The 17,003-nt window shown below is 71.6% G+C and carries 18 protein-coding genes; 9 read left to right on the top strand and 9 right to left on the bottom strand.

Annotated features, from left to right (window positions below):
• Positions 1-37: 37 nt before the first annotated feature.
• From OG828_RS41470 to OG828_RS41460, 3 genes are all read left to right on the top strand, one after another.
• Entirely contained in the window at positions 38-706 is a 669-nt protein-coding gene (locus OG828_RS41470; protein ID WP_328504047.1) for a Type 1 glutamine amidotransferase-like domain-containing protein, read from the top strand.
• A 93-nt stretch (positions 707-799) separates the two neighbouring features.
• Positions 800-2,107: a vanadium-dependent haloperoxidase gene (locus OG828_RS41465; protein ID WP_328504046.1), complete on the top strand. Its 1,308-nt coding sequence runs from the start codon at positions 800-802 to the stop codon at positions 2,105-2,107.
• 236 nt (positions 2,108-2,343) lie between these two features.
• Positions 2,344-3,573: a vanadium-dependent haloperoxidase gene (locus OG828_RS41460; RefSeq protein ID WP_328504045.1), complete on the top strand. Its 1,230-nt coding sequence runs from the start codon at positions 2,344-2,346 to the stop codon at positions 3,571-3,573.
• Between the two features lie 122 nt (positions 3,574-3,695).
• Here the strand turns inward: OG828_RS41460 and OG828_RS41455 are convergent, their stop codons facing one another.
• The 3 genes from OG828_RS41455 to OG828_RS41445 all read right to left on the bottom strand — a co-directional run bounded on the left by OG828_RS41455 (position 3,696) and on the right by OG828_RS41445 (position 5,638).
• Complete coding sequence (locus tag OG828_RS41455) at positions 3,696-4,322, bottom strand: YigZ family protein (protein WP_328504044.1); 627 nt, start codon at positions 4,320-4,322, stop codon at positions 3,696-3,698.
• A 63-nt stretch (positions 4,323-4,385) separates the two neighbouring features.
• Positions 4,386-4,925: a SixA phosphatase family protein gene (locus OG828_RS41450; RefSeq protein WP_328441709.1), complete on the bottom strand. Its 540-nt coding sequence runs from the start codon at positions 4,923-4,925 to the stop codon at positions 4,386-4,388.
• On the bottom strand, positions 4,922-5,638 hold the full coding sequence (locus OG828_RS41445) for a hypothetical protein (RefSeq protein ID WP_328504043.1): 717 nt from the start codon (positions 5,636-5,638) through the stop codon (positions 4,922-4,924). The genes OG828_RS41450 and OG828_RS41445 overlap by 4 nt, the downstream gene beginning before the upstream one ends.
• A 167-nt stretch (positions 5,639-5,805) precedes the next feature.
• Here OG828_RS41445 and OG828_RS41440 point away from each other — a divergent pair, with 167 nt between their 5' ends.
• From OG828_RS41440 to OG828_RS41430, 3 genes are all read left to right on the top strand, one after another.
• Positions 5,806-6,213 (top strand): CoA-binding protein, encoded by a 408-nt coding sequence (locus tag OG828_RS41440; protein ID WP_328504042.1) that lies wholly within the window; start codon positions 5,806-5,808, stop codon positions 6,211-6,213.
• A 44-nt stretch (positions 6,214-6,257) separates the two neighbouring features.
• Positions 6,258-7,208 (top strand): formylglycine-generating enzyme family protein, encoded by a 951-nt coding sequence (locus OG828_RS41435; protein WP_443062474.1) that lies wholly within the window; start codon positions 6,258-6,260, stop codon positions 7,206-7,208.
• A gap of 69 nt (positions 7,209-7,277) precedes the next feature.
• On the top strand, positions 7,278-8,501 hold the full coding sequence (locus tag OG828_RS41430) for a 4-hydroxybenzoate 3-monooxygenase (protein WP_328368765.1): 1,224 nt from the start codon (positions 7,278-7,280) through the stop codon (positions 8,499-8,501).
• 12 nt (positions 8,502-8,513) lie between these two features.
• Here OG828_RS41430 and OG828_RS41425 read toward each other — a convergent pair whose 3' ends face one another.
• On the bottom strand, positions 8,514-8,873 hold the full coding sequence (locus OG828_RS41425) for an ArsR/SmtB family transcription factor (RefSeq protein WP_210571055.1): 360 nt from the start codon (positions 8,871-8,873) through the stop codon (positions 8,514-8,516).
• A 62-nt stretch (positions 8,874-8,935) separates the two neighbouring features.
• Between OG828_RS41425 and OG828_RS41420 the strand changes: the two genes are divergently transcribed.
• Positions 8,936-9,967 (top strand): cation diffusion facilitator family transporter, encoded by a 1,032-nt coding sequence (locus tag OG828_RS41420; RefSeq protein WP_328504041.1) that lies wholly within the window; start codon positions 8,936-8,938, stop codon positions 9,965-9,967.
• A 3-nt stretch (positions 9,968-9,970) separates the two neighbouring features.
• On the opposite strand, the gene OG828_RS41415 is transcribed toward OG828_RS41420, so the two are convergent.
• Together OG828_RS41415 and OG828_RS41410 are read right to left on the bottom strand one after the other, a co-directional pair.
• Positions 9,971-10,531 carry a YbaK/EbsC family protein gene (locus OG828_RS41415; protein WP_210571053.1) on the bottom strand — a complete coding sequence of 187 codons (561 nt, stop codon included), beginning with the start codon at positions 10,529-10,531 and terminating at the stop codon, positions 9,971-9,973.
• Between the two features lie 23 nt (positions 10,532-10,554).
• Positions 10,555-11,127 carry a helix-turn-helix domain-containing protein gene (locus OG828_RS41410; protein WP_328368758.1) on the bottom strand — a complete coding sequence of 191 codons (573 nt, stop codon included), beginning with the start codon at positions 11,125-11,127 and terminating at the stop codon, positions 10,555-10,557.
• A 116-nt stretch (positions 11,128-11,243) separates the two neighbouring features.
• Between OG828_RS41410 and OG828_RS41405 the strand changes: the two genes are divergently transcribed.
• Positions 11,244-12,101 (top strand): EamA family transporter, encoded by an 858-nt coding sequence (locus tag OG828_RS41405; RefSeq protein ID WP_328368756.1) that lies wholly within the window; start codon positions 11,244-11,246, stop codon positions 12,099-12,101.
• A gap of 10 nt (positions 12,102-12,111) precedes the next feature.
• On the opposite strand, the gene OG828_RS41400 is transcribed toward OG828_RS41405, so the two are convergent.
• The gene (locus OG828_RS41400; protein ID WP_328368753.1) at positions 12,112-12,876 is read right to left on the bottom strand and encodes an acyltransferase; all 765 of its coding nucleotides are present in this window, start codon (positions 12,874-12,876) and stop codon (positions 12,112-12,114) included.
• A 110-nt stretch (positions 12,877-12,986) separates the two neighbouring features.
• Here OG828_RS41400 and OG828_RS41395 point away from each other — a divergent pair, with 110 nt between their 5' ends.
• A complete protein-coding gene (locus OG828_RS41395) occupies positions 12,987-13,517 on the top strand; it encodes a gamma carbonic anhydrase family protein (protein ID WP_328441703.1) in 531 nt (176 codons plus the stop codon).
• A 68-nt stretch (positions 13,518-13,585) separates the two neighbouring features.
• On the opposite strand, the gene OG828_RS41390 is transcribed toward OG828_RS41395, so the two are convergent.
• Both OG828_RS41390 and OG828_RS41385 read right to left on the bottom strand, forming a co-directional pair.
• Positions 13,586-14,230 (bottom strand): DedA family protein, encoded by a 645-nt coding sequence (locus OG828_RS41390; RefSeq protein WP_328442586.1) that lies wholly within the window; start codon positions 14,228-14,230, stop codon positions 13,586-13,588.
• Positions 14,231-14,430: 200 nt separating this feature from the next.
• On the bottom strand, positions 14,431-16,908 hold the full coding sequence (locus OG828_RS41385; protein WP_328504040.1) for a beta-glucosidase family protein: 2,478 nt from the start codon (positions 16,906-16,908) through the stop codon (positions 14,431-14,433).
• Positions 16,909-17,003 lie beyond the last annotated feature (95 nt).

The following is a 17,003-nucleotide window of genomic DNA, read 5'->3' as shown; positions in this document are numbered from 1 at the left end:
CGTTGCGCGTGCCCGTCAGCCGTGCTTGGCTCGCCCGATGGACTTTCTGTTGACGGCGAGTGGCCTGCGCAACGAGACACTGCGGGATGCGCTGCGGGACATGCTGGGAAAGCCGTTCGGATCGGCGAACGTCGTGTTCGTTCCCACGGCGTCAGTGGCCGAGCCCGGGGACCACGGGTGGTTCGTCGAGGACATGAACCGGCTGCACGGCCTCGGCTGGCGGGAGTTCGACGTCCTGGAGCTGAACGGCCTGCCCCGGCAGATGGTGCTCGACCGGCTGCTCCACGCGGACGTCATCTATGTCGAGGGCGGCAGCCACTACCACCTCGCGCGCAGCATCACCGGCAACGGTCTGGCCGACGGCTTCCTGGAGGCGCTGGGGAGCCGGGTCTATGTCGGGGTCAGCGCCGGATCAATGATCTTCAGCCGGAATCTCACCGCACACTCCGCCGACGTCATCGGGGACACCACGGACCTCCATGTGCTCGGCGCGACGACCGTGGAGCCACCGTTCGCCCTCTTCGACTGGTATCTCAAACCCCACCTGTACTCGCCGCATTTCCCCGAGCGGGACGACGCCTGGGCTGACCGCATCGCCGCGCGCGCCGACTTCCCGATCTACTTCATCGACGACGAGACGGCCGTTCGCGTCAGGGACGCCAAGGTGGATGTCATATCTGAAGGCCGCTGGCGGTTCCATCCGTGACGCAACGCGTGATGGGGACCCCCGGATGGACCCGCCGCCCGGCGTGGCTGACGGGACTGGGATGCGGCCACCACCGCCGAAGCACACAGCGGTGTGGAGGCCGCCCCGGGCAATCCCGTCATCGCCTGGAACATCCACGCCCAGGCCGCCATCTACGACACCGCCAAGCAGTCGCCCACCGCCGGCAACCGCAGCTTCGCCATCGTGCAGGGCGCCGTGTACGACGCGGTCAACGCCGTCGCCGGCCGTCCGTACGAGCCCCTGGTCAGCGCGCCCCGCAGCCGCCCCGGGGACTCCACCGCCGCGGCGGTCGCCGCGGCCGCCCACGACACGCTGCTGTGGCTCTTCCCCGGGCAGGCCGAGTCGCTGAACGCCCGGTACGACGAGGCGCTGGCCGCGATCCCCGACGGCCGCGCCGAGGACGGCGGGGTGGCCGTCGGCAGGGCCGCCGCCGCGGCGATGACCGAGAGCCGCCGTGACGACGGCTTCGACCCCACCGCGCCGTGGACCGTCGGCACCGAGCCGGGCGAATACCGGCCCACCCCGCCCGGCTACGTCGGCGTCGGCACCTGGGTGCCGAACCTGAAGCCGTTCGTCGTCCCCGACGCCGGCGCCTACCGGGTCAAGCCCCCGCCGGCCCTGACCGGCGCCGCCCGGGCCCGCGCCCTGAACGAGGTCAAGAGCCTCGGCGCGGCCACCAGCACCGTCCGCACCGAGGACCAGACCGAGGTGGCGATCTGGTGGGACGACCCCCAGATGGTCGAATGGTTGATCGCCCGGCAACTCGCCGGCGCGCACCACCTCAGCAGCCTCCGGACGGCCCGGCTGCTCGCCATGGTGTACGTGGCCTCCACCGACACCCTGATCGCCTGCTACAAGGCCAACGCGCACTGGAACTTCTGGCGCCCGGTGACGGCCATTCCGCTCGCCGGCACCGACGGCAACGCGGCCACCGATCCCGACCCGGACTGGACGCCGCTGCGGGTCACCGCCCCGTCGCCGGAGTACCCGTCGGGCCACGCCTGCTTCACCACGGCGGTCATGACGGCCCTGGGGTCGTTCTTCGGCCGTGACGACCTCACGTTCGCCGCGTACAGCCCCGCCTCCGGCACGACCCGCCACTACGACAGCCTTCGGGCGGCGACAGCCGAACTCCTGGAGGCGCGCGTCTGGGCCTGCGTGCATTACCGCTTCGCCTCCGAGCACGGGCACCGGGTCGGGCTGGCGGTCACACCGCGACGTCCTGAACCACGCCTTCCAGCGGCGCTGACACGGCCGTCCCTTCCACCACCGCCGGGAGGACAGCAGCTGGTGAGGCCCCACGGACCGTTCACTGCCGCGGCGGGCACGGCGAAGGACAGGCGGGTGGCTTCTGACAGGCAACTCAAAGATATTTGCTGACGGTTGGCACAGCAGGGAGCGTGGCACGCGAACCCGTGCCAGGTCGCTCCTTCCTGCGCCACCGGGACGTCAGGGAGCTTGACGAGGGTCGGCGGTGCGAGGAGATTGGCGGGACCGGGCCGACGGCGGCGCGGGCGGACTCCGCCTCCTGGTCCCGCCGACCGGCTCCGGTTGGGGGAATCGTGTCTGTCAGGACGCTCTTGCGGTTGGCCGCCGGGTTCACCACGGCAATGGCGGTGGCAGCCTCAACGGGGCTGGTGAGCACCGCGCAGGCATCCCCGCGCACCACCCCGGACCCGGCGGTGATCACGGACTGGAACGCCATTGCCGTACGAACGATCTTCGCCGAGGGACAACAGCCCCCGCCGGTGGCGCAGTTGTACCTGGGTTTCGTCTCGACCGCCGTGTACGACGCGGTAGCGGCCATCGACGGCCGGTACGCGCCATACGCCAAACAGCCGCGCCCCCGCCCGCACGCCTCCTCGCAGGCCGCCGCGGCGACGGCCGCGTACCAGGTGCTCAGCCACTACTTCCCGGCGTCCCAGCAGGCGTTGAGCTCCGATTACGCCACGTCGCTCGAGAAGATCCGCGAGGGCGCCGGCAAGACGCACGGCATCCGGGCGGGTAAGGCGGCCGCCGCCACCATCGTGCGGCTGCGTACAGGGGATAGCCGCGGCGCCGACGTGACGCTGGACGTAACCCCCGCGCCGGGGGTGTGGCGGCCGACGCCGCCCGCGTTCGCGCCGATGCTGGCTCCCTGGCTCGGGTTCGTCCGGCCGCTGCTGCTCAAGTCCCCGACGCAGATCCGTCCGGCCGGCCCGGACGCGCTGAACAGCACCGCCTACGCCCGGGACTTCAACGAGGTGAAGGCAACCGGCGTGGCGTCCGGCGGCACTCGTACGCCGGCGCAGACGGAGACCGCCCGGTTCTGGAACGACAACCTGCCCCGCCAGTTCCAGACCGCGTTCCGTGACCAGGCCGCCCGCCGGCATCTGGACATCGCCGACAGCGCGCGGATGTTCGCCGTCCTCAACGCGACCGCCGCGGACGCGGCCATCGCCTGCTGGCGCGGCAAGTACGACCACGCCTACTGGCGTCCGAGCACCGCGATCCAGCTCGCCGACACCGACTCCAACCCGGCCACCGCACCCGACCCGGCGTGGAGCCCGCTGGTCGCGAACCCGCCCTACCCGGACTACCCGAGCGGACACGCCTGCCTCACCGGCGCCACCACGGCCGGCCTCAGCCACCTGTTCGGGGCGCGGCACATCGACCTGACGGTGGACTCCGCCGTCACCGGCACGACCCGGCACTACGCCACCGCGGACGCGCTGAATCAGGAGACGAAGGACGCCCGGGTCTGGCTGGGCATCCACTTCCGCAAGGCGACGACCGACGGCAACCACCTGGGTCGCGCAGTCTCCCGCTGGGCGCTGTGGCACTACTTCCGTCCCGCCGGCCGGTGACCTCCCACAGCACGAGCACCTCCGCGAGGGGGAACGGGTGACACGGGGGGCGCCATGTCGAACGATTCGGCCCGTCATGACGGCACCTGCGCTTGCCTGTTATGCACTTCTTGCCGTTTTAGTCAGACGTCCCCGTACGCCTCTCCGCCCAGTTCGAACCCGGCCGTCCCCGCGGTGGCGTCGGCCAGCCACGCCCGGAACGCCTCCACGTCGGCGTCCGGCAGCCCGATGTCGATGGTGACGGCCTCTCCGTAGCGCACGTCCCGCACTTCGCGGCCGGTGGCGCGCAGGTCGTTCTGGACCTTGCCCGCGCGCAGGTGGTCGACGGTCACCGTGGCGAGGCGGAAGCGCCTGCGGGTGATCGTGCCGAGGGTGTCGAGGGCCTCGCCCACGGCACCGCCGTACGCCCTGATGAGGCCGCCCGCTCCGAGCTTGACGCCGCCGTAGTAGCGGGTGACGACGGCGACGACGTACCGCATGTCGCGACGGAGAAGCATCTGGAGCATGGGGACGCCCGCGGTGCCGCCGGGTTCGCCGTCGTCGCTCGCCTTCTGGATCGCGGCGTCGGCGCCGATGACGTACGCGTAGCAGTTGTGGGTGGCGTCCGCGTGCTCCTTGCGGACGGCCGCGACGAAGTCCTGCGCCTCCTGCTCGGTGGCGGCCGGAGCGAGGGTGCACAGGAAGCGAGAGCGGTTGACCTCGGTCTCGTGCACGCCCGCGCGGGCCACTGTGCGGTATTCGTCCTGCATCGGGCCAGCCTATGTGCAGGGCACGCGCGCGTGGACAGCTGCTTCTGGCGCTACTTCCTGCCGCTACTTCTTCCCGCGCGGCACCATCATCGACGTCAGCAGGGCCCCGCCCGGGGCGAGACCCCGCCACGACGTGCCGTACCAGGCCAGGATGGCGATCGCCGACGTCGGGAACTTCACCCGGACTCGCTCCAGCGCGTCGTCGAGACTGTCGCCGGCGAGCGCGAGGACCAGTTCCTCCAGGCCGGGGTTGTGTCCGATCAGCAGCAGGGTCTCGACCTCGGCGGACACGTCGTGCACGACGGAGAGCAGGTCGGGGACGTCGGCCGCGTACAGCCGCGGGTCGTGGTTCACCGGCGGCGGGGTGCCCCACTGGGCGGAGGCCAGCTCCCAGGTCTGCCGGGCGCGGACGGCGGTGGAGCACAGCGCCAGGTCCGGCAGACAGTCGGCGTCGGCGAGCGCGATGCCCGCGGCGGGCGCGTCCCGGCGGCCTCGCGGAGCCAGCGGGCGGTCGTGGTCGGGGACGCCGTCCGGCCAGGCGGACTTGGCGTGCCGCAGGACGACCAGGCGGCGCAGGGGGCCGGTTCCGTAGCGGGCGTTCATGCCGGGGCCCCCAGATCGCGGGTGAGGTCGAGCCCGAGGAGCCGGTCGGCGTAGGCGTACGTCTCGAAGCGGGCGCCGTCGGGGAGGCCGGGCTCGGTCTCCGCCCACCGCAGGGTCGCCAGCACTTCGGGGACGTCGAGATCGTCCTCCCAGGCGGTACGGAGCCGTCCGCGCACCTCGTCGGGGACCGGCCGCGACGGCCGGTGCGCCCAGGCGGCGACGGCACTCCGCCAACGACGGAGCGTCTCGTCCGCCTCGCCGAGGGCGGCCTCGTCGAGCCGCACCGACGCCGCGCGCGGACGGGACAGCAGGGCCAGCCGCAGCGCGGCGGGGTCGGCGCCCTCGGGGGCTTCCGGCTGGACGGGGGCTACGGCGACCCGGACGCCGTCGGGCGCGCTGCCGCCCTCGGTCACCACATGGATGACCTGTGCCTCGCCCAGGCCCGGGTCGGCGTCCCGGCTGTGTTCGAAGGGCCGGATGCCGAGTGCCGCGGCGCCCGCCACCAGTTCGGCGGGCTCCCGCTCGCAGCTCAGCAGCGCCCAGACCGGTGTGCCGCCGAGTTCCAGGGCACGGACGAGCAGATCCGCGGCGAGCAGCACCCGCAGACCGGTCATGCCGGAGCCCGGCGGATGGGCCTCGACACGGGTCAGCCCCCGGCGGACGGGAGCGGCGGCGACAAAGTCGCCGGTACGGGCGTCGGTGATGCGCAGCACGGGGTGAGCGTAGGCGGACGGAGGGCCGTACGCAGGGTCCGGCGCGAAATCCGGACCCTATGGCGGGAATCAGGAGGGCGCGCGAGTCGGCCGGGAACGGGAATCACGGCGCCGCCTCACCCGTTGTGCGCTACGACAGCTCTTCTTCCATGCCCAGGAGGCCAGCGGTGTACGGCGACGCAGCGACGGTCCGCAAGATCCTCACCGAGCTCGGCGACACCTGGGCCGTGGTGGGCCTGTCGAACAACCAGGGGCGCGCGGCCTACGGCGTCGCCGACGTGCTGCAGCGCTTCGGCAAGCGGATCGTGCCCGTCCATCCGAAGGCCGAGACGGTCCACGGGGAGAAGGGATACCCGTCCCTGGAGGCGATCCCCTTCCCGGTCGACGTCGTCGACGTCTTCGTCAACAGCGATCTCGCCGGTGCCATCGCCGACGAGGCGGTCGCGAAGGGCGCCCAGGCGGTCTGGTTCCAGCTCGGCGTCATCGACGAGGCGGCGTACGACCGCACCCGGGCAGCAGGCCTGGAGATGGTGATGGACCGGTGCCCGGCGATCGAGATACCTCGGCTGGGTTAGGGTCCGGACGGGTACCAAGGCGCACTTCACCGCGAGGAACACAGATGCACGAGTCTCCCTGCTGCTCGCCGTCGGGACGCCGGCAGACGCAGCCCGTGGCGCTGTCCGCGCCGCCGCCGACCGTGACAAGTGGCGGCTCCACGGAAGGCATGGTGCCGCTGCCGGGCGGCGAGTTCCTGATGGGCGCGGAGGACAGCGAGGGGTTCCCGGCCGACGGTGAGGGCCCGGTGCGGGCGGTGCGCCTGGACGCATTCCGTATCGACTCCTGCGCGGTGACCAACGAGCAGTTCGGAGCCTTCGTCGACGACACCGGACACACCACCGACGCCGAGCGCTTCGGCTGGTCGTACGTCTTCGCGGGCTTCCTGCCCGGCGCCCTGCGCCGTGGTGCCCCGCGTCCGGAGCAGGCGCCCTGGTGGTGCGGGATCGAGGGCGCGACCTGGCAGCGTCCGGAGGGGCCCGGCAGCACGGTGGAGGACCGCGGCGACCACCCGGTGGTGCATGTGTCGTGGCAGGACGCGGCGGCGTACGCGGCCTGGGCGGGCAAGCGGCTGCCGACGGAGGCCGAGTGGGAGTACGCGGCCCGCGGCGGACTGGAACAGCGGCGCTACCCCTGGGGCGACGAGCTCAACCCGGGCGGCGAGTTCCGCTGCAACATCTGGCGCGGCACCTTCCCGACGAAGAACACGGCCGACGACGGCTACCGCGGCACCGCGCCCGTGGACGCCTTCGACCCCAACGGCTTCGGCCTGTACAACGTCTCCGGAAACGTCTGGGAGTGGTGCGCCGACTGGTGGGCCACCGACCACGCCACCGTGAACCGCGCCAACCCCACCGGACCCCGCTCCGGCACCGCCAAGGTCATCCGCGGCGGCTCGCACATGTGCCACAAGTCGTACTGCAACCGTTACCGCGTAGCGGCCCGCAGCTCCAACACCCCCGACAGCACCAGCGGCCACATGGGCTTCCGCTGCGCGCAGGACATACGTCCGTGAGGCCAGGGCATACGGCCGTGGATCGCATCGGCACTCCCCAGCGGCACCCCGGCGCCCCATAATGCACGGGTGACCTTCGCCACCCCCCACCCCAACTCCCCCGCCCCGCAACGCTTTCCGGTCGTCATCGTGGGCGCCGGGCCCGCCGGGCTAACCCTCGGCAACGTCCTGCGGGCCGCATCCGTCGACTGTGTGGTCCTGGAGACCGAGACACGGGAGTTCATCGAGCGCCGGCCGCGGGCCGGAGTCATCGAGGAGTGGGCCGTACGCGCCCTGGAACGGCGCGGACTCGCCGCGAACCTGCTGGAGCGGGCCCAGTTGCACACCGAGTGCGAGTTCCGCTTCGCCGGTGAACGGTTCCGGTTCTCGTACGGCGAGCTGACGGGGCAGCATCACTTCGTCTATCCGCAGCCGTTGCTGGTGACGGACCTGGTGCGCGAGTACGCGGATGTGCGGGGCGGCGCCATCCGCTTCGGTGTGCGGGACGTCGAGGTGCACGACCTGGACTCGGACCGGCCGTCGGTGTCGTACCTCTGCCCCGAGACCGGTCAACGGCAGGTCCTGCACTGCGACTTCGTCGCGGGCTGTGACGGGGCTCGCGGAGTGACCCGGACCGCACTGCCGGCCGACCGGACCCGGATCGCGCGGCACGACTACGGCATCGGGTGGCTGGCGCTGCTCGCCGAGGCCCCGCAGTCGGCGGACTGCGTCCTGTTCGGCATGCATCCGGGCGGCTTCGCCGGACACATGGCCCGCAGCCCCGAGGTCACCCGCTACTACCTGGAGTGCCCGCCGGGCGACGACCCGGAGAACTGGCCCCACGACAGGGTCTGGTCCGAACTGCAGGCGCGACTCGGCGCGGCCGGCGCCCCGCCGCTCACCGAAGGGCGGCTGATCGAGAAGCGCGTCCTCGACATGCACAACTACGTGGTCGAGCCGATGGTGTTCGGGCGGCTGTTCCTGGCGGGCGACGCGGCCCACCTCACCGCACCGATCGCGGCGAAGGGAATGAACCTCGCCCTGCACGACGCCTTCCTGCTCGGCGACGCCCTCGCTGCCCACCTCACGAAGGGCGACGACAGCGGCCTCGACGGCTATTCGGCGGCCTGCGTGAGCCGTGCCTGGGACTACGCCGAGTTCTCACAGTGGCTCTCCGAGGTCTACCACGGCACCTCGTCCGGCGACCCGTACCGTGCGGGCACCACCCGCGCCCGGCTGCACCGCCTCTTCGAATCACGCCTCGCGGCGGCCGCGTTCGCGGAGGGCTACCTGGGACTGAATACCAGCGGCTGACGGTTACCGAGTTCAGTCGTGCACGGGCCGGTCGCTGAGCCGGTGGTCGGCCACGTTCAGCGCCTCGTCCACGAGCCGGCGCAGATGCCCGTCACGCAGCGAGTAGATCACCCGGCGCCCCTCCTTCCGCGTGTTCACCAGGCCCGCGAGCCGCAGCCTGGCCAGGTGCTGGCTCACCGCCGGCCGCGCCGCCCCGCACGCCTCCGTCAGCGTCGTGACATCGGCCTCCCCTTCCCTGAGGGCGTGCAGCAGCGCGAGCCGGGTGCGGTCGCCGAGCAGCGCCAGGATCTCGGCGGCGAGCGCGAACTGTTCCTCGCCGGGGGTGCGCGGATGCGCATGGTGCGCAGGTGACAGGTGCATGCGTGCGCTCATACGCACATAATGGCGTCGTGGACGGGAAGATGTCCACCAGCACGCAACGGAAGGGGACCCTCGTGAGCGACGGGCACCACCACGAGCACCACGGCACCCCCCACACGCACAAGCACTCCCTTCGCCACCGCCTGACCCACCTCCTCACCCCTCACTCCCACGAGACCGCCGACAAGCTCGACTCCGCCCTGGAGTCCTCCGCGCGCGGCATGCGGGCGCTGTGGGTCTCGCTCGCGGTGCTGGGGGTGACGGCGCTGGCGCAGGCGGTGGTGGTGGCGATGTCCGGTTCGGTCGCGCTGCTCGGCGACACGGTGCACAACACCGCGGACGCGCTGACCGCCGTACCGCTCGGGATCGCGTTCGTGCTGGGCCGGCGTGCGGCCACGCGGCGGTTCACCTACGGCTATGGACGCGCCGAGGATCTGGCGGGCATCGCGATCGTGCTGACGATCGCCGCGTCCGCAGCCTTCGCGGGATGGACGGCGATCGAGCGGCTGATCGACCCGCGGCCCGTCGCGCACATTCCGGCGGTCGCCGTGGCCGCCCTCGTCGGATTCGCGGGCAACGAGTGGGTGGCCCGCTACCGGATCAGGGTGGGGCGGGAGATCGGTTCGGCCGCACTGGTCGCGGACGGGCTGCATGCCCGTACGGACGGATTCACGTCACTGGCGGTGCTGTTGGGTGCCGGGGGCGCCGCGCTGGGCTGGCAACTCGCCGACCCGATCGTGGGGTTGGCGATCACGGCCGCGATCACGCTGGTGCTGCGCGACGCGGCCCGGGAGGTGTTCCGGCGCGTGATGGACGCCGTCGACCCGGCCCTGGTGGACCGGGCCGAGCGGGCGCTGCGGGAGGTGCCGGGCGTGCGTGGGGTGGGTGAGCTGCGGCTGCGCTGGATCGGGCATCGGCTGCGCGCCGAGGTGGCGGTCGTCGTGGACGGCGATGTGACGGTACGTCAGGCCCATGCCGTCGCGGTGAACGCCGAACACGCGCTGCTGCATGCCGTTCCGCGGCTCACCGCGGCCCTGGTGCACGCCGATCCGGCGCCGGTCCCGGGCGAGGCGGATCCGCACCTGACGCTGGCCCACCACACCTGACCGTCACACCGGAACGCCCAGCCCCTCCAGGACCACGGCCCCCGGCAGCTCGGCGAACGCCTTCCCCGGCACCAGCAGCTTGCCGCGCCGGCGCCCGCTGCCGACCAGGACGTACGGCAGGTCGACGACGGCCGAGTCCACCAACACCGGCCAGTCGGCGGGCAGTCCGATCGGAGTGATGCCGCCGTACTCCATGCCGGTCTCGCCGGTCGCGGTGTCCATCGACGCGAACGAGGCCTTGCGCGCGCCGAGTTGGCGGCGGACGACGCCGTTGACGTCGACCCGGGCGGTGGACAGGACCACACAGGCGGCGAGCGTGGTCTCGCCGCCGCGCTTGCCCGCGACCACCACACAGTTCGCCGACTGCTCCAGCAGCTCCCGGCCGTAGTGCTCCACGAAGACGGCGGTGTCGGCCCACTCCGGGTCGGTGTCGACGTAGACGATCTGGTCGGCGGGGACGCTGCCGCTCCAGTGGCGTACGGCGTCGGCGACCGGGCGGGTCAGCTCGTCGAGGGAGTCGGGGGCCGGGGCGGCGGTGTCGAAGTGTCCGATGGGTGCGTCCATGACCGCACGGTAACAGGGCCGTCTCAGTGCACGGGCGGGACCGAGACCGCCATGACCATGCGCATCGGCGCCTCGCCCGTATTGCCGTACACGTGCGGGGTGTTGGCCTCGAAGGAGGCGCTCGAACCGGCCGGGACCTGGTACTCCACGCCGTCGACCGTGAGCGTGAGCTCGCCTTCCGTGACGTGCAGCAGCTCGACCGTGCCGGTGGGATGCGGATCCGAAGGGCTGCTCTCGCCCGGCGTCAGGTACCACCTCCACATCTCCAGCGGGCCGGGGGCCTCGGTGCCCGCGAGGAGCATGTTGTAGCTGCCGGCGTCGGTGTGCCACAGCCGTACGGCCTGCTCGGCGGGGACGATACGGACCTTCGGGCCCTGCTCGTAGTCGAGGAGGGTGGTGATGCTGATCCCGAGGGCGTCGCCGATCTTGACGACCGTGCCGAGGCTGGGATTGGTGCGGGCCTGCTCGATCTGGATGAGCATGCCGCGACTGACGCCGGACCGGGCGGCGAGCACGTCCAGCGTGTAGCCGCGCACCGATCGCCAGTGCTTGACGTTGCGCGCCAGGGATTGGGTCAGCAGGTCGAGGTCCGACACATTCCATCCAACATCTAGGCCAATATTCTGGATGACAGCGTTCAGTTCATTGAACTACGGTGGGGGTGCAACCGACGCACCCGACGTGTTCACCGAACTGTACTGCGAGGCTACCCGTGACAGCATTCTTCGCCCTGGCCAGCAGCCTGTTGTGGGGGCTGGCCGACTTCGGCGGCGGACTGCTGACCCGACGCACCCCGGCGCTCACCGTGGTCGTCGTCTCGCAGACGATCGCGGCCGCGGTGCTCGGCGTGATCGTGGCGGCCACGGGCGCCTGGAGCGAAGCCGGTCCGCTGCTGTGGTTCGCCGTCACGGCCGGGCTGGTCGGGCCGGTCGCCCTCCTCTGCTTCTACAAGGCACTGTCGCTCGGGCCGATGGGCGTGGTCTCCCCGCTCGGCACGCTGGGCGTCGCCGTCCCGGTCGGTGTCGGGCTCTTCCTCGGTGAGCGGCCCGGCCTGGTGCAGGTCGCGGGGGTCGCGGTCGCCGTCCTCGGCGTCGTCCTCGCGGGCGGACCGCAGCTCAGGGGCGCACCGGTGCAGCGCCAGGCCATCCTGCTCACGCTGATCGCGGCGGTGGGCTTCGGCACGGTGTTCGCGCTGATCGCGGAGGCGTCGACGACGATCACCGGTCTCTTCCTCGCCCTCTTCGTGCAGCGCGTGACCAACATGGCGGCGGGCGGCCTCGCGCTCTACGTCTCCGTGAAGAAGGGCGCCGCGGCCGTCCCGGAGGGCGGCTTCCCGTGGGCATCGCTGCCCGCGCTGGCCTTCGTCGGGCTGGCGGACGTCGCGGCGAACGGCACCTACTCGATCGCCGCCCAGCACGGCCCGGTCACCGTGGCCGCGGTGCTCGCCTCGCTCTACCCGGTGGTGACCGCCCTGGCCGCACGCGGCTTCCTCAGCGAACGGCTGCGGACCATCCAGGCGGCCGGCGCGGGTCTCGCCCTGGTCGGCACGCTGATGCTGGCGGCGGGCTGAGCGGGAGCACTCAGGCTTCGGCGTCCAGCTGGGCGAGCCTGGCCGCGGCCTCCTCGTCCAACTCCCCCAGCGCCAGCAACTGTTCGGGCGTGACGCCGTCCGGAATCGGCACCGGCGCGGGGGTCCTCAGCGGCGGCTGCCAGCCCTCACCGGGAGTCCAGCGTCGTACGACCCGGGCGGGCGCGCCCGCCACCACCGCATGGTCGGGCACCACGCCTCGTACGACCGCCCCCGCCGCCACCACGACGTTCCGGCCGATCCGGGCGCCGGGCAGGATCACCGCGCCGGTGCCGATCCAGCAGCCCGGACCGATCTCCACCGGCTCCATCCGCGGCCACTGCTTGCCGATGGGCTGGTGCGGATCGTCGTACGAGTGGTTCGTGGACGTGACATAGACGTACGGCCCGAAGTAGCAGTCGCTGCCGATGGTGACCGTCGTGTCGGCGATGACATGGCTGCCGCGCCCCAGGACCACCCCGTCTCCGATGCGCAGGATCGGCTCCGGGCCGAGATCCAGGTCCGGCATCAGACCGGCGGTCAGGGTCACCTGCTCGCCGACGATGCAGTGGGAGCCGAGGTGGATCCAGGGTTCGCCGAAGACCGTGCCGAGCGGGAAGGCGAGGCGGGTGGCTTCGCCGATGGCGCCGAAGTGGAATCGGCCGGGGCTCTCGGCCGTCACCGAACCCATGCGCTGCGCCCACGCCCAGCCCGCGTGGACGGCGCGCTGCGTGAGGCTGCGCCGCCAGGACGAGAACGTGTTCTTGCGCTTGAGCACCCGCTTACCGTACTGAGCGTTCGGTCCCCTGATGACGTCGAGGGGCTGTGATCTTCGCCCTACCAGGTGGCGGTAGCGTTCCGGTGTACCGCGGACGACAGGAGACGGTGATGACGCACAAAGCGCTGATCAAGGGCATCGGCGGCAGGGAGCCGAAGATCCACACGGACGCGTTCGTGGCGCCCACGTCCACGGTGATCGGGGATGTGACGCTGGAGGCCGGGGCGAGCGTTTGGTACGGCGCGGTGGTACGCGGTGACGTGGAACGGATCTCCGTCGGGGTGCAGAGCAATATCCAGGACAACTGCACGTTGCATGCCGATCCCGGTTTTCCTGTGAGCATCGGTGCGCGGGTGTCCGTGGGGCACAACGCGGTGGTGCATGGGGCGACCGTTGAGGACGACTGTCTGATCGGGATGGGGGCGACCGTGCTGAACGGTGCGGTGATCGGAGCCGGGTCCTTGGTCGCGGCGCAGGCTCTGGTGCCGCAGGGGATGCGGGTGCCGCCCGGTTCCTTGGTTGCGGGCGTTCCCGCGAAGGTTAAGCGGGAGTTGACGGAGGAAGAGCGTCAGGGGGTCACGCTGAACGGGACGATGTATGCGGAGTTGGCGAAGGCGCACCGGGAAGAGCACGGGGGCTAGAGGTCGTTCGCGGTCTGCGGGTGCGTTGTGGCTTGTCGCGCAGTTCCCCGCGCCCCTGACGGGGCGTTTTAGTCCCCGGCGGCTACCGGCTCCGGTTCCTTGTGTGCGATCTGGGCCTTCTTTGCCTTGCGCTTCAGGATCAGCATCGACGTGACGCCGATGAGGATGGCCAGGACCAGGCCCAGCCAGGAGAAGCGCTTCAGCCAGGACTCGGCTACGACGCCGACGTAGTAGATGACGGCGGTCGTGCCGCCGGCCCAGAGGATGCCGCCGAAGACGTTGGCGATGAGGAACTTCCAGTACGGCATGTGCAGTACGCCGGCGAGGGGGCCGGCGAAGATGCGGAGGAGGGCGACGAAGCGGCCGAAGAAGACAGCCCACATGCCCCACTTCTGGAAGGAGCGCTCGGCGGTGGCGATATGGCCCTCGCTGAAGTGCTTGGGGAACTTCTTGCCGAGCCAGGCCAGCAGGGGGCGTCCGCCCTTGCGGCCGATGGCATAACCGATGGAGTCACCGATGATCGCGCCGGCGCTGGCGCAGGCTCCGAGGATGAAGGGGTCGATGTCGCCGTGCTGGGAGGCGAGCAGCGCGGAGGAGACCAGGATGATCTCTCCCGGCAGCGGGATGCCCAGGCTCTCCAGGCCGATCACCACACCCACCAGTGCGTAGATGGCGATCGGGGGTACTGTCTCGAGCCATTCCTGGACGTGCAACGCCGCTTCCTCCCGATTCGGGTCCTGCTTCATTTCCCGGCGTGCGCCCTGCTCCGGGCGCACGCCGGGCAGCCTACCGGGTCACACTGACACCATCGCGTCCCACAGGTTGCGGGGGTTCAGCGGGTGCCAGAGGGGAGAAGCCGAGCACTTCCTGGAGGTAGAGGGTCCGGCCGAGCTGATCGGTCAACTCTCCCGCCCTATCCGCGTACCTCTCCGAGTCCCCGCAGCCGCAGATCCCGTGCCGACGCCCCGACCCACACCACACGCAGGCCCGTGCCGAGCGCCCAGTCATGGCGGTTCGGGTCCCATGAGGAGAGGGTGCGGGCGGCGACGTGCACGGTGACGCGGCGCTGTTCGCCCCGGAGCAGGGAGAGCCGCCGATAGGCGCCCAACACCCGTACCGGCTGGTCGAGTTGGAGGTCAGGCGATTTCCCGACGTACACCTGCGGCACGGCGACACCGGCACGCCGGCCCGTGTTGCGGACCGTGAAGGTGACGTCGAGCCCGCGGCCGGCGGGGCGCACGGACAGGTCCTCGTAGGAGAAGGAGGTGTACGACAGCCCGTGCCCGAAGGGGAACAGGGGCGGCACGCCCTCGGCCTCGTACCAGCGGTAGCCGAGGTGGATGCCCTCCGTGTACTCCTCACGGCCGCCGACACCGGGGTAGCGGGCGGCGTCGCGGGCGACGGGATGGTGGTCGTCGTCGACGGGGAAGGTCTGGGTGAGCCGGCCGCCGGGGTCGCAGTCGCCGAACAGGACGGCGGCCGTGGCGGCGGCGCCCTCCTGGCCCGGGTAGTACATCTGGAGAACGGCGCCGGTGCGGGTGAGCCAGGGCATCGAGGTGGCGGACGAGGTGTTGAGGACGACGGTGGTGCGCGGGTTCGCCGCGGTCACCGCGTCGATCAGATCGTTCTGGTGGCCGGGGAGCGCGATGGTGGTGCGGTCCTGGCCCTCGGTGGCGTCCTCGTAGGCGAACAGGACGACATGCCGGGCGGCGCGCGCGGCCCGTACCGCCTCGGCGACGTTCTGCGTGCGGATCGCGCCGGTGGTGTGCCGCAGCCGGAACAGCTGGCCGGTGTCCCCGCCCCGCGCGGTGATCTTCAGGGTGTGCTTGCCCTTGGTCAGCCGCAGGGTCGTGCGGCGCACGGACAGCTGGTCGGGCGCGGTGTAGATGAGGCCGCCGCTGAACCACTCGCCGTAGCCGGGCTTGACCGGGAAGAGTTCCTTGCCGTCGACGAGGACCTTGGGGCGGAGGTCGGCCGCGCCCGAGTAGTGGATGACGAAGGTCCACTCATCGGTGTCGGAGACGGTCAGTTCACCGTCGTACGTCCAGGTCTTCCCGGCACCGACACCCTGGCCCTCGCTCTTGAAGCCGGGTGAGAGCGCGGACGCCGGGAGCGGTCTGCCGTAGAGGTCCTCGCCGAGCGCGTATCTCACCTTTGCGGCCCGTCCGGCGCGCACTCGGATCGCGTCGAGGGGGCTGTCGGCGCGGTCGGGGACCACATGGGCGCTGCCGCCGCCGCTGACGAAGGGCAGTTCGCCGGTCGGGCCGATCACCGCGATGTCCCCGGCGGTCAGCGGGAGGGTGCCTCGCTCGTTGTGCAGGAGGGTCGCACCCGCCTTGGCGACCTCCAGGGCGACCGCCGCACCCGCCTTGGCGTTCCGGCCGGGGCGGGTCGGAGCTCTGCCGTCGAGCAGGCCGAAGCGGTCCATCACGGTGAGGATGCGGCGTACCGCCTGGTCGATGTGGAGCTCGGGCACGGTGCGGTTCTGCGCGGCCTTCTTCAGGGCCTTGCCGAAATAGACGTCGTCCGGCATCTCCATGTCGAGCCCGGCGGTGAGGGCCTTGGCGGTGCTGTGCGCGGCCCGCCAGTCCGTCATCACCCAGCCGTCGAAGCCCCACCGGGTGCGCAGGATGTCGGTGAGGAGAGCCTTGTTCTCGCAGGCGTAGGTGCCGTTGACCTTGTTGTAGGCGCCCATGACCGCGCCGGTGCCGGCCTGCACGGCCGCTTCGAAGGGACGCAGTTCGGTCTCGTGCATGGTCTGCTCGTCGACCCGCACATCGACGGTTGTGCGGTCCTTCTCCTGGTTGTTCATCGCGAAGTGCTTGACGGTCGCGATGAGTCCCTCGCCCTGGATGCCCTCGATCTCGGCGGCGACCAGGTCGGAGGAGAGCAGCGGGTCCTCGCTGAAGGTCTCGAAGTTGCGGCCCGCGTACGGGGTGCGGATCAGGTTGACCATCGGGGACAGCAGGACGTCCTGGCCGAGGGCGCGGCCCTCGCGTCCGATGACCTGTCCGTAGCGGCGGGCCAGGGCTGGGTCGAAGGCGGAGGCCAGCAGGACGGGGGCGGGCAGGGCGGTGGCGTGCTGGGTGACGCGGACTCCGGCCGGGCCGTCGGCGAGGCGCAGCGGCGGGATGCCGAGGCGTTTCACTCCGGGGACGTAGCCCGCCTGGCCGAGCGTGGCGGGGTCGGTGGCGCCGTGCAGCAGGGAGATCTTCTCGTCGAGGGTGAGCTTGGCGATGAGCGCCTCGACGCGGGGTGCGGCGCCCGCACCGGGCTTGCCCTGCGCGTGGGCGCGCGACGGCGGGGTGAGTCCGCCGGAGGCCGCCGTGGCGACGGCGATCGCGGCGCCCAGCAGACGCAGCGAGGATCGCCGGGAGACGGTGTCGGTCATGGGCCGTCACTCCTTCGGTGTGCGGGCACGACGGTGTGACCGCGGACGCGCGGGCGCCCGTGGCCGCATTCGCCCTCTGAAACGCACTATGCGCC

The organism is Streptomyces sp. NBC_00457, assembly GCF_036014015.1.
GTDB lineage: Bacteria > Actinomycetota > Actinomycetes > Streptomycetales > Streptomycetaceae > Streptomyces.
This window is presented reverse-complemented; position numbering and strand designations above follow the sequence as displayed.